This window comes from Corynebacterium sp. (genome assembly GCF_030535495.1).
GTDB lineage: Bacteria > Actinomycetota > Actinomycetes > Mycobacteriales > Mycobacteriaceae > Corynebacterium.
The window spans coordinates 1-12,018 of record NZ_JAUNRW010000067.1 but is presented as its reverse complement, the minus strand read 5'-3'; the positions used below and the strand labels follow the sequence as shown (position 1 = coordinate 12,018).

Below are 12,018 nucleotides of genomic sequence, written 5' to 3'. Positions count from 1 at the left end.
AGTGTCGGGCCGGTGGCCTCCCCGCGTTCCAGCTCGATGGCCAGCAGCGCCAGCAGCTGGAGGGTCTTGCCCAACCCCATGTCATCGGCCAGCACCGCACCGAGGTTGTTGCGCGACATCCAGTACAGCCAGTCCACTCCCCGGCGCTGGTAGTCGCGGAGTTCGGCGTGGACGGTGTCGGGGATGGCGATGCGCTCCGGGGCCCTGGCCGACAGCGCCTCCGGCCCGCCGAGCAGGGAGCTGTACCAGGTGGAGCCGGAGAATTCGACCGGGTCCTGGGCCATGGACTCGACCGCCAGCTGCCGCAGTTCGGCGAGTGTCACCTCACCGAAGCCCTCCTGGCCGGCGTGTTCGGCGTTGAACTCCGCGCGTCGGCGCTCCACGTCGGCGACGAGCGCCTCCCAGCCGGGTTGTTCCAGGACGCGGGCGCGTTCGGCCAGGGCGGCGGCCTTCTCCAGTTCTTTGCGACGCCGCTTCCGCGACGTCGCCGCCAGCTCGTCCATGTAGGTCGTGATCCGGTTGAGCGCCGAGGTATCGGCCATGACCCACTCACCGCGCAGCTTGATCAGACCCGACTTGGAGCGCACCAGCTCCTTCATCTCCTCGTCGGTCAGCTCAATGTCGCCGACCGACATCCGCCAGTTGTATTCCACGAGCTGGTCCAGGCCGAAGTGTTTCTGGGTGGCCCCGGTGGCCGCATCCCCGGCCTCCTTCGTCTCCAGCCGCGCCTTGGTCTCATACGCCGACCATGCCTTGGGCAGCATGACGGTGAATCCCCTGGCCTGCAGCTTCGGAACGGCCGAGCTGATGAAGTCGACGATCTCGGACGTGGAGAGGTAGACGTCCCAGTCGCCGTTGCGTTCCTCGTGGCGCTCGGCGTGGCGGGTGCGCTGCTCGGGATCGAGCAGGTCGGTGATGATGATGGCCTGCCGCTGGGCGTTGCGCAGCTTCTCCACGCTCGAGCGGTCGAGCTCCTCGGCCCGGATGGGCAGCGGCGCATCGGTGCCGGAGCGCACCTGCACGCGCACCGGCCAGGTGGCGTCCTCCGGGTCACCGGCCGCCTCCGCCAGCTCATCCTCGCGCGGGGGTTCCTCCACGATGAAGACCATCTGCAGATCGATCGCGGTGATGGACTCCTTCCAGTTGTTCATCGCGCGCAGCAGGGTGGGTCCACCGCGGCGCAGCGGGGTGGAGTTCATGAGGGAGTCGGCGAAGTCGTGCCACGGGTAGGGGCGGGTGGAGGTGGCCAGGTCCTGCAGTAGGTCGGCGGCGATCCAGTGCACGAGGTGATCGGCGATCTCCTCGATGCCCTTGTGGTTGGCGGTGAGGATGCCGGGGGCGGCCGCGATCATCTCCGCCAGCCAGCCCCGCTCCCCCAGGCCGGAGGCCAGCTGCCAGTGCGGCCACCACTGCCCGTCCTCGAAGACGAGCTTGGGCACCACGCGCCCGGCCTGCACGAAGCGGCTCAGGCCGGCGTTGAGCTGGATGAGCCACATGAGATCCGGGGCGATCGACGCGCGCTGGCGGCGGGTGGCGGCGGCTCCCGGGTGCAGCAGGAACGACAGCTGGTTGAGCACCTGGACCGCGTGCTCCGGGGCGTAGGCCGCGGTGGGGATCCGGAGGGAGACCTTTTTACCGCGTGGGGTGCGCAGTTCGACCTCGAGGCGGTGGCGGTAGGCGCGATCGTCGAGAAGCGAACGCGCGGCCGGGGGGAACAGTTCCTCCGGCACGGAGGACGGCAACACCACCCGGTGTCCCTCCACCTGCTCCAGCCACAGATGGAGCCCGGAAGGCATCCAGAGACCGTGCAGGAGGAAAGAAGGCATAAAGACCTTTTTACCATCGATGGGCGATCGTTACCTTTTCGTTAAAGTCAGGCTCTGCGCAGGTCACTCCAAGGATCTCCCCACAATATGATCCCGCTCACAGTAATCTGGGGGCCAGTTCAGTTGGGCCCACCATTCCAGGCTGGCTACGTTCGATGCGTTCGAGACGTCCCATAACAAGGAAAGGAACGACGATGACCGAGACAACGTGGTTCATCATCGCCATCATCATCTACATGGCGCTGATGCTGGCGATCGGCTACTGGAGTTACACGAAGACAGACAAATACGACGACTACGTCCTCGCCGACCGTAAGCTCAACCCCTTCGTCGCCGCGATGTCCGCCGGAGCCTCCGACATGTCCGGCTGGCTGCTCATGGGCCTGCCCGGCGCGCTGTTCGTCACCGGCATGAGCGAGCTGTGGATCGCCATCGGTCTGCTCATCGGCGCCTGGGCCAACTGGATGTGGGTCGCACCGCGTCTGCGCGCCTACTCCGAGGTGGCCAACAACTCCATCACCCTGCCGAGCTTCTTCGAGAACCGCGTGCACGACAAGTCCCGTGCGCTGCGCATCATCGCCTCGATCATCATCATCTTCTTCTTCACCTTCTACGTCTCCTCCGGCATGGTCTCCGGTGGCCGTTACTTCGAGGCCACCTTCGGCGGCGAGTACCTCAACGGCATGCTCATCGTCGCCGCCGTCACCGTCGCCTACACCTTCATCGGCGGCTTCCTCGCGGTGTCCTACACCGACGCCGTGCAGGGCATGATCATGTTCGCCTCGCTGATCATCGTTCCGGTCATGGCGCTTATCGCGCTGGACAACCCCTCCGACATCTGGAGCTGGGCCGCGTCCAACGACTACGGTCCCTACACCGAGGGCATCGGCAACCCGACCTACTTCAACATGATCGCCGGAGTCTCGGCGGCCGCGATCATCGGTAACCTCGCCTGGGGCCTGGGGTATTTCGGCCAGCCCCACATCGTCGTCCGTTTCATGGCCCTGAGCTCCCCGGCGCAGGCCAAGGTCGGCCGCTGGATCGGTGTCGGCTGGATGCTGCTGTGCATCGTCGGCGCCACCTTCACCGCGCTCATCGGCACCGTCTTCTTCTCCCAGAACCCGGAGATCGCCGTCACCGACCGCTCCGCCTTCGAGACCATCTTCCTCGACATGGGCCGCATCCTCTTCCACCCGCTCATCGCGGGTCTGGTGCTCACCGCCGTGCTGGCCGCGATCATGTCCACCATGTCCTCCCAGCTGCTGGTCGTCTCCTCCTCCCTCATCGAGGACCTGTACAAGATCGTCTCAAAGAAGCTGCCCTCCGAGGGCGTGCTCATCAACCTCTCCCGTACCGCCGTGGTTGTCGTCGCCGTCATCGGTGCCGCCCTGGCCATCAACCCCTCGGACACCATCCTGGGTCTGGTCGGCTTCGCCTGGGCCGGCTTCGGTGCCGCCTTCGGTCCGCTCATGCTGGCGTCGATGTACTGGAAGCGCCTCAACACCCCCGGCGCCATCGCCGGCATGGTCACCGGTGCCGTGGTCGTGTTCGTGTGGGGCAACTTCTTCGGCGACATCATCTACGAGATGGTCCCGGGCTTCATCCTGGCCTCCATCGCCATGGTCGTCGTTTCCCTGCTCACCTCCCCGCCGCCGGCCCGCGTCGCCCGCGAGTTCGAGCAGGCCGCGAAGCTCAACACCGTCTTCCAGGAGGACGAGAACGTCGACATCGAGGCTGCCGCCGCCGAGGTGAAGGAGTCCTAGGACTTTTCCTCACCCCGCGGGAACCTTTCGGGCCTCACACCAGTCCAACTCTGGTGTGAGGCCCTTCCGTATGTATCTGCTCCTGCTTTCGCTGGCGACCGTCATCGCCGCGGCCACCGCCCTGCCCCACCCGCCACGTGATGAACCCGAGCTGCCCGCTTCGTCCGCTCTGCTGCCCCGGGTCGCCGAGATCCCGCAGCGTTCCCGCGTCCTCGGCTACACCCGCGCCGAATTCGGCCCCGGGTGGGCCACGGACGCCGGGTGTACGGTCCGCGAGACGATGCTTATCGACGCCGGCGCCACCCTCTCCTCCTGCCAGGTCACCGGCGGACTCTCCCGGGACCCCTACACCGGACAGACCCTGGAGCTGGGGGTGGACGTGGAGATCGACCACATTTTTCCGCTCTCAGCAGCCTGGGACCTGGGCGCGCACCGGTGGTCGGTGGCCGAGCGCACCGCCTTCGCCAACGATCCCCGCAACCTGGTGGTCACCTCCCGCCGCGCCAATCAGGCCAAATCCGATCTCCTGCCCGCCGAGTGGATGCCGGCGGACCGCGGTGCCCGCTGCTGGTACGCCCGGCGCCTGCTGTGGGTCGCGGCGACTTACGATCTACCGCTGCCGGTTTCCGACAAAGTGTCGGTGACACGCGCCTGTCGAATGGACGTGATCACCCGCGACTGGTTAGGGTGGTCCCTGGATTTGTGACCGACCGATCCTGACCTCACTTCGAAAGGCCTGCTTACCAGCATGACCACGATCCTCATCGTCTTCCACGTCCTCGCGGCCGTGCTCTTCCTCGGCCCCGTCACCGTGGCCATCTCCACCTTCCAGACCCAGGCCGTCAAGGCTCAGGCCGGTGATGCGAAGGCCGCCGGCGCCGCCACCGTCCTGCACAAGCTGACCACCCTCTACGGCATGCTCGCCGCGCTGGTGCCGCTGCTGGGTGTGGGCATCATGATGACCGACTCCGCCTACTGGTCCGACGGTCGTTTCCACATCGCCATCACCCTGGCCGTCATCGCCTGGCTGATCCTCCTGCTGCTCATCGTCCCGCGTCAGAAGAAGATGATGGGTTCGCTGGGTCTGCTCGACGCCGCCGACCACGACCCGGAGAAGGATGTCCTCCCGGCGGAGAAGTTCGCCAAGACCAAGTCGCAGCTGTCCATGTTCGGCGGCATCTTCGCGCTGCTGTGGGTGATCATGCTCATCCTCATGTACTGGAGCCCCTTCTGATCCACCACCGCCCCAGGCCCCGCCGAGCACTGCTCATCACGCGGGGCCTGTCGCGATTCCGGGGCACCTAATCGGAGGAGCGCCAGCGGTAGCCGCGCAGCACATCCTCCAGCGCGTCCGCCGCATCGAGCACCAGCCCCCAGCGCACGAGGTCGGAGGGCGGGACACCCCCGCCGCTGACGATCGCCTCCCCCTCAACGCTCAGCGCACCGGGATCCACCCCCAGCCGTCGGGCGGCGACGTAGACCGCCAGTTCCTCCTCCAGCAGGCTGCAGGGCACGGGGAAGCGACCGTCGACCGGATCGGAGTCCAACAGTGTCCCGGACTGGGTCGCCACGATGACATTGACCAGCCGGTCCATCGCCATGCGCATGACGCTGCGCAGGGGTGTCGCGATGACCGGCACGAACATCTCCTCGTCGCCCTCCCCGCTCCACAGATCCAGGTCCTCATCGACGTCGACCACCTCCACATGGAGGCAGACCTCCGTGGCGTTGCGCAGCAGCGCGTGCTCATAGTCGTCGACGTGACCCACCAGGCTCACCAGCGCCGGGGTGCCCTCGGGTGGTGGGCGGTGATGTCCCGGATCATTGCGCTCCCACCGGAGGGTGTCGTCGAGAAGCGCCGTCGACCAGTCCTCCACCTCGACGTCATCGCGCAGATGATGCCGCACGACGCCCCCGTGGGAGCCGAGGGAGTACAGCGGCTGCGCCCCGGCACGCGGGCTGAATCCGCACGCCTCCCATTCCTCCACGGTGCGGATGTCCACCTCGCCCGCCCACTCGGCGACGTCGGCGCTGTCCAGGTCGTCTCCCAGACGCTCGCGCAACTGCCACGCCAGTTGGGCGGCCTCCGGGACGGGGTACCGCGGGTTGGCGGTGACGAAGTCACGGACCCAGGTCGCGGCGGCCGCGCTGTCGTTCGGCCACAGCGACATCAATTGATCGTTGATGTAGGGCAGGGGCGAAAGCAGCAGATCCTTAGCGATGCCCACCTCCGGATCCGGGTCCGGACCCGGCCCGTGGCCGAGCAGCAGATCCTCGATGAGCTGGGCCGCCTGATACACCAGCCACCACCGCACATCGGCGGGCTGAGCCTCATCGGCCTCCTCCCAGAAGTGGTGGACATCCCCGTTGGGGTAGAACTCCCCCACCCCCAGCCGGCGCCGTGCCAGATCCGCGGCCAGGCCCAGCTCCAGGTGTGAGGTGTGGTCGCCGATGTAACCCCGGACCCGACGTCGCGCCCGGCGCCCGAGGGTCATCGTCGCGGCGGTCTCCGCCAGGAAACGCAGGACGAGCGTCATCACGTCCCACCCTGCGGTGTCGGTGTTGATGATGCACCGCAGGAAGGAGTCGTCGCCCCGCATGTCCGGGCGGGCGGGTAACACCCGGTCCACCGATCCCTCCCTGACCCAGTGGAGGCAGTCCTCGAACTCGGTGCCCCACTCCACCACGGTGCCGATCTGCCACAGGTGCCCCAGCATCACCCTGCCGCGTGCGTCGACTCGCCCGGCGAACTCGGCGTAGTCGTGGGCCTCCGGGTGGGCGGGCAGCGGCTCGAGCCGGGCACTGGGGCGCACCTCGGATTCGTCGTCCTCAACGGAGACCGTGTCATACAGGGTGTGGTACTCCACCGTGCCGCCGTCCGCGGCCGGCAGCAGAAGCGGCAGCGCGTCCGGGTTGACCACGAAGCCCTCCGCCGCCCACTCCGCCAGGGTCGCCGGTTCCGGGTGCAGGAGCCAGTCCTGAGTGCTGTCGCTGATGATGGTCTCGATGTTCCATTTCGTCGACCACTGCCACCCCAGAAGCAGCGCCTCTGGGACGGAGAATCGACGGTTCTCGGAGACGAACGCGAACAACCACCGCTCGAGCGCGGCGCGCGCCCGGGGGTGGTCGATGGATCGGATGCGGGTGTCGAGGTCATCGAAGATCGCGGTCATGCCGCCATCACAGCACGGACCCCCGACATGACACGGCTCAGATTAGAACAGGTGGACCAGCGGGGTATCCGCGCAGCATGTCCTCGGTTTCCGAGGCAGCATGATAGACCAGGCCCCACCGGATGAGCCCGGGGACCGTCTCCGTGCGGGCCAGGGCCTCCTCGACGAGGTGCGAGCGCTCGCAGTCGATCTCCAGGCGACACATCACCAGGTGGGTCACCAGGGCCGACTCCCACGGGGACGCCACCCAGTAGCGGCCCCGCACCACGGGGGCGGTGTGCATGACACCCAGCTCCCACGCCAGCACCCAGGTCGCAATGCTCTCGATGATCGCGCGCATGGGGTTGACGCCGTCCTCGACGGTGACGGGCAGCCAGTAGGGCGGGGCGTTGCGGTTGAGGGAGGCCTCCGTCTCCACCTCGGGGTCGGTGACGATGACGGGCGTGATGCGGCCGCGCCACAGGTTGCGCAGCATCTCCTTCTCGCGCGGGGTGACCAGCCCGTCGAATTCGTCGAGGGCGGCGGCATCCGACGGGCCCGCACGGAACGGCAGCCCGCTCGGGTGCTCCACACCTCTGGTCTGCAGGTCGGTGAGGCGGTCGGCGATGATGGCGTCGTCATGCAGCAGGTAGTAGATCTCCTGCCCGTGGGTGCCCGGTGCCACCAGCAGCCTCGCCTCGGGGCGCGGCACCCGGCCGCGCAGGGCCCAGTCCTCGATGGTGCGGACGTTGACGTTGCCGATCCAGTCCAGGTGGTGGGCATCGCCGGCCACGCTGTCACCCCAGCGTCGGTAGAGCTGCCACCCGAGGGCCAGCGCCGTGCCCAGCGGGAAGCGGGGGTTCTCCGCGACGAAGTCGAGCACCCAGCGTTCCGCGATCTCCCCGTCACCCTCGGCCTTAAGCATCGCCAGTTCCCGCCCGACGACACCATAGGGGTCGTGCGACAGCCCGGCGACGGCATCGGTGAGACGCCGCTGTTCACCCGGCCGGGGCAGCGCCGGGTTCATGACACCGGTGAGCAGATCCTCCATGATGCCGACCGTCTCCACGATCCGCCCCCAGTCCACCTCGCTCGGTGCGGGGAAGTCGCTGTGGTTCTCGATGAACCGGAACGTGTCCACGTTGGCGTGATGCGCCCCGAAACCGAGTCGTTTGCCCACCACCCAGGTCACGATGCCGATCTCCAGGTCCGTAATCTGCGCCTCATCGTGACCGCAGGACGTCTCCCCCGCACGTCGACCCTGCGTCCAGGTGGTGAGCAGCTGGGCCGTAAGGGACAAGCCGAGGTCGACGATCTCCGGTCCCTCGGCGTCGGGGTGGATCCGCAGGCAGTAACAGGCCTCCTCGGTGCGCAGGGTCTGGTGCGGGTGACACCCGTTGGGTGCTGAGACCGTCTCGATCCAGCCGAGCGGGCCGAGGTAGACCCTCTCCTCGTCGGCCGCCACATCGGCCCAGTCCAGGACGGTGCACACCTTCCACAGTTCACCGAACGCCCGGCGCTCCCGCTCCCCGAGGTGCAACGCGAACTGTCCCAGCGCCGGTGGCTGATCCCCCACTGCGGCGAGCGCGCGCTCGGGTTCGTGATCGATGGCGCCGACAAGGTCCTCGCGGACCAGGTCGACGTCGAAAAGCAGGTACAGCTCCTGCTGCCGACCGTCGTCGCCGGTGATGAGCAGGGGGCGGGCCTCACGGGGCACGCGGTAACCGTCGGCCTCCCATTCGGCGCGGGTGGCCGGCAGGGGGCGGGTGATCCAGTCCTCGTCGATGCTGTCGCGGATGACGTCCATGCCCCAGCGGCAGCGGACCTGCAACGCGATCTCCGCGGTCTGCAGGGCGTTGAAACGCGGGTTGGCCACCAGGAAGCGGAGGAACCAGCGTTGCGCCAGCGCCCGATCCTCCGGGAGGCTGATCAACTGCAGAGCTGCGTTGATCGCGTCGAACTGGTTCACTTCTGTCTCCTTCGGTGATGTGTCTCCATTCCACCACAGATAGCGAACATGCCGTTAGCCGCACTCGAACACACCGACACCCCCGGGGCCCGGAATATCCCGGGCCACGGGGGTGTCACGTGACGTTGCTCAGGCTAGTCGCGCCAGCCGCCACGACCACCACGGTCGTCGCGGTCGCGGCCACCACGGTAGCCACCGCGATCGCCACGATCATCGCGGTCACGGCGGAAACCACCGCGGCCACCGCGATCGTCGCGATCACGGCCACCACGGAAACCGCCCCGGCCGCCGCGTCCACCGCGATCGTCGCGGTCACGGCCACCACGGTAGCCACCGCGATCGCCACGGTCGCCGCGGTCATCGCGGGACGGCGGGCGCCCGGTGTCCTTCTCGATCTCGATGAGCTGACCCGAGATACGGGTGTCCGAGAGACGGTCCAGCACGGCCGGATCCATGTCCTTCGGCAGCTCGACGAGGGTGTGGTCCACGGCGATGGTGATGCGGCCGAAGTCCTTGTTGGTCAGGCCACCCTCGTTGGCCAGGGCGCCGACGATGGCACCCGGGCGCACGTGCTGGCGCTTGCCCACGGCGAGACGGTAGGTGGTGAAGTCGCCGTCCCGGTCGAAGCGGGAACGACGCTCGCCACGGTCGCCACGGTCGCCGCGGTCATCGCGGTCGAAACGGCCCCCACGACGATCGTCGCGGTCGAAACGCTCGCGGCGACGCTCCTGCGGAGCCTCCTTCATGAGGAACTCCTCGCCGGCCTGGGCCTGGGAGGCCAGGGCTGCGGCGACATCCTCCATGGGGATGTCATGCTCCTCGGAGTAACGCTTGACCAGCGCGCGGAAGATGTCCATCTGCTTCGACTCGAGCGAGGCGGTGATGGAGTCGGCGAACTTCTCCTTGCGCGACTCGTTGACCTCGTCGACGGTCGGCAGATCCATCTCCTCGAGCGGCGCGTTGGTGGCGCGCTCGATGGAACGCAGCATGCGACGCTCACGCGGGGTGACGAACAGGATCGCCTCACCCGTACGGCCGGCACGGCCGGTGCGGCCGATGCGGTGGACGTAGGACTCGGTGTCGTTCGGGATGTCGTAGTTCAGCACGTGGCTGATGCGGTCGACGTCCAGGCCGCGGGCCGCGACGTCGGTGGCCACGAGGATGTCCAGGCGGCCGTCCTTGAGCTGGTCGACGGTACGCTCACGCTGCGCCTGGGCGATGTCGCCGTTGATGGCGGCGGCGGAGAATCCGCGGGCGCGCAGCTTCTCGGCGACCTCTTCGGTCTCGTGGCGGGTGCGCACGAAGACGATCATGGCCTCGAACTCGGTGACCTCGAGGATGCGGGTGATCGCGTCGAGCTTGTTGCGGTGCGCGGTGAACAGGAAGCGCTGGGTGATGTTGGTGTTGGTCCGGGTCTCGGACTTGACCGTGATCTCATGCGGCTCGTTGAGGTACTGCTTGGAGATGCGACGGATACCGTTGGGCATCGTCGCGGAGAACAGGGCCACCTGCTTCTCGCCCGGGGTGTCCTCGAGGATGCGCTCGACATCCTCCTGGAAGCCCATGTTGAGCATCTCGTCGGCCTCGTCGAGGACGAGGAAGCGCAGACGGGAGATGTCCAGGGAACCCTTCTCCAGGTGGTCGATGACACGACCCGGGGTGCCCACGATGATCTGGGCGCCACGGCGCAGACCGGACAGCTGGATGCCGTAGGCCTGGCCGCCGTAGATCGGCAGCACGCTGATCTTGCCCAGGTGATCGGCGAACGACTGGAAGGAGTCGGCGACCTGGAGCGCGAGCTCACGGGTCGGGGCGAGGACCAGTGCCTGCGGGGAGCGGTCCTCGATGTCGATGCGGGCCAGGATCGGCAGCGCGAAGGCAGCCGTCTTACCGGTACCGGTCTGGGCGAGACCGACCACATCGTTGCCCTGCATCAGCACAGGGATGGTTTCAGCCTGGATGGCGGAGGGGGTCTCGTAACCCACCTTCTTCACCGCGTTGAGGACTGCGTCGGGCAGGCCCAGGTTGTCGAACCCGTTCCCCGTGCCCTTATCCTCTGAGGCTTCGTTGTTGGTGTTTTCGTTGTCAGCGTTGTCCGAGCTGTCGTTCTGCACGTTCTCGGAGTCGGCGGCCTCAGAAGTATCCGCGTCCCTGGTGTCCATATCCGCCTGGGCCGGTGCGTCGGGATCAATAATGTCCTCGACGGTCAGCGGCCCGGTGGAGGCGGATGCAGCCTGCGCTGCGTCACCCTGCGGGTTTTCCTGAGATTCCGACAGATTCATGTCATCCGGCTCGTTCACGCCGCCGGTGGCGTTATCGGTAATGCTCATTGCCAGCCCAGAGTACGCGAGGATGAGTGGGAACACCATTTATCCACAGGTGTTCTCCGTCGCACTTAGAGGCGCAGGGACATGACCGTCACCTGTTCGGTCTGATATCCGAGCGCCCTGTAGAAGCTGCGCACGGCGTGGTTCTCCTCGCGGATCATCAGCTGCAGTTTGCCCACTCCCCGGTCCCGAAGCCACTCCTCCGCCGCGTGCATGATCTCCGCGCCGAGGTGGAGCCCCTGACGATCGGGAGCCACCGCCACGTAGTAGACCCACCCACGGTGCCCGTCGAAGCCGACCATCGCCGAGGCCACGATCTCCTCACCGTCAGTACCGATGAGCACCGTCGACGTCTCCGTCTCCAGCGCCTTCCTTGCATCCGCGATCGGATCATTCCACGGCCGCGTCAGGTGCGCCGCCTCCCACAGGGCGACGACCTCAGGAATCCGGGCTTCGGGCAGGGTGCTGATGATCATGCGAACAGTGTAGGTGCTTTCAAGCATGCTTATCGACGCCCCGTTCCTCCCCGCCCCTCCCTGCACCTTCTCCGTATCGTGGGAGGCATGGAACAGGGACACACCAACGGCATCCGTCCGCTCACCGAGGAAGAACAGGGCTGGATCGACCAGAACTGGGACATCGCCAGCGAACAGGGCATCACCAAAGACACCCGCTCCCTCACCCTCGGCTACCAGGTCGCGCGCGGGAAATGGGAGCTCGCGCCGGCCGATGACCGCCCCCGCGCCGAGCACAGCGTCGTCGGCCTCGGCACCCTGCTCGGGCAGTACATCTGCAACTTCACCGACTTCGAATGGGGAGTCCGCGGTGAAGGCAACAGCGCCCAATGGGTACTGACCAACCCGGACGGCGAGATCATCGAGCCCATGCAGCGCATGGCCGAGATCTGGAGCGGGTCCATGGGCAAGACCGTGGGCGAGTACGTGGATGGGGTGCTGGAGGACTACAGCGGGGAGAGGTAGG

The 12,018-nt window shown here is 67.1% G+C and carries 9 protein-coding genes; 4 read left to right on the top strand and 5 right to left on the bottom strand.

Annotation, left to right across the window (positions count from 1 at the left end):
- Positions 1-1,826, bottom strand: a 1,826-nt coding sequence (locus tag Q4F73_RS08645; RefSeq protein ID WP_303358951.1) for an SNF2 helicase-associated domain-containing protein, incomplete at its 3' end; no start/stop codon positions are given.
- A 194-nt stretch (positions 1,827-2,020) separates the two neighbouring features.
- On the opposite strand from Q4F73_RS08645, the gene putP reads away from it, so the two are divergent.
- The 3 genes from putP to Q4F73_RS08630 all read left to right on the top strand — a co-directional run bounded on the left by putP (position 2,021) and on the right by Q4F73_RS08630 (position 4,823).
- The gene (gene putP, locus Q4F73_RS08640) at positions 2,021-3,589 is read left to right on the top strand and encodes a sodium/proline symporter PutP (RefSeq protein WP_303358950.1); all 1,569 of its coding nucleotides are present in this window, start codon (positions 2,021-2,023) and stop codon (positions 3,587-3,589) included.
- A gap of 70 nt (positions 3,590-3,659) precedes the next feature.
- Complete coding sequence (locus Q4F73_RS08635; protein WP_303358949.1) at positions 3,660-4,295, top strand: HNH endonuclease family protein; 636 nt, start codon at positions 3,660-3,662, stop codon at positions 4,293-4,295.
- Positions 4,296-4,337: 42 nt separating this feature from the next.
- The gene (locus tag Q4F73_RS08630) at positions 4,338-4,823 is read left to right on the top strand and encodes a DUF2269 domain-containing protein (protein WP_303358948.1); all 486 of its coding nucleotides are present in this window, start codon (positions 4,338-4,340) and stop codon (positions 4,821-4,823) included.
- Between the two features lie 67 nt (positions 4,824-4,890).
- Here Q4F73_RS08630 and Q4F73_RS08625 read toward each other — a convergent pair whose 3' ends face one another.
- The 4 genes from Q4F73_RS08625 to Q4F73_RS08610 all read right to left on the bottom strand — a co-directional run bounded on the left by Q4F73_RS08625 (position 4,891) and on the right by Q4F73_RS08610 (position 11,513).
- Positions 4,891-6,762: a hypothetical protein gene (locus Q4F73_RS08625; RefSeq protein WP_303358947.1), complete on the bottom strand. Its 1,872-nt coding sequence runs from the start codon at positions 6,760-6,762 to the stop codon at positions 4,891-4,893.
- Positions 6,763-6,799: 37 nt separating this feature from the next.
- Positions 6,800-8,710, bottom strand: coding sequence for a hypothetical protein (locus Q4F73_RS08620; RefSeq protein ID WP_303358946.1), 1,911 nt, complete (start codon positions 8,708-8,710; stop codon positions 6,800-6,802).
- Positions 8,711-8,844: 134 nt separating this feature from the next.
- Entirely contained in the window at positions 8,845-11,040 is a 2,196-nt protein-coding gene (locus Q4F73_RS08615) for a DEAD/DEAH box helicase (RefSeq protein ID WP_303358945.1), read from the bottom strand.
- A 65-nt stretch (positions 11,041-11,105) separates the two neighbouring features.
- A complete protein-coding gene (locus Q4F73_RS08610; RefSeq protein ID WP_303358944.1) occupies positions 11,106-11,513 on the bottom strand; it encodes a GNAT family acetyltransferase in 408 nt (135 codons plus the stop codon).
- 87 nt (positions 11,514-11,600) lie between these two features.
- Here Q4F73_RS08610 and Q4F73_RS08605 point away from each other — a divergent pair, with 87 nt between their 5' ends.
- Positions 11,601-12,017 carry a hypothetical protein gene (locus Q4F73_RS08605; protein WP_303358943.1) on the top strand — a complete coding sequence of 139 codons (417 nt, stop codon included), beginning with the start codon at positions 11,601-11,603 and terminating at the stop codon, positions 12,015-12,017.
- Position 12,018 lies beyond the last annotated feature (1 nt).

Bases quoted from the DNA above. Each gene is read 5' to 3' on its own strand.
- Q4F73_RS08635 (WP_303358949.1), top strand. From the start codon at position 3,660: ATGTATCTGCTCCTGCTTTCGCTGGCGACCGTCATCGCCGCGGCCACC.
- Q4F73_RS08610 (WP_303358944.1), bottom strand. From the start codon at position 11,513: ATGATCATCAGCACCCTGCCCGAAGCCCGGATTCCTGAGGTCGTCGCC.
- putP (WP_303358950.1), top strand. From the start codon at position 2,021: ATGACCGAGACAACGTGGTTCATCATCGCCATCATCATCTACATGGCG.
- Q4F73_RS08625 (WP_303358947.1), bottom strand. From the start codon at position 6,762: ATGACCGCGATCTTCGATGACCTCGACACCCGCATCCGATCCATCGAC.
- Q4F73_RS08630 (WP_303358948.1), top strand. From the start codon at position 4,338: ATGACCACGATCCTCATCGTCTTCCACGTCCTCGCGGCCGTGCTCTTC.
- Q4F73_RS08605 (WP_303358943.1), top strand. From the start codon at position 11,601: ATGGAACAGGGACACACCAACGGCATCCGTCCGCTCACCGAGGAAGAA.
- Q4F73_RS08615 (WP_303358945.1), bottom strand. From the start codon at position 11,040: ATGAGCATTACCGATAACGCCACCGGCGGCGTGAACGAGCCGGATGAC.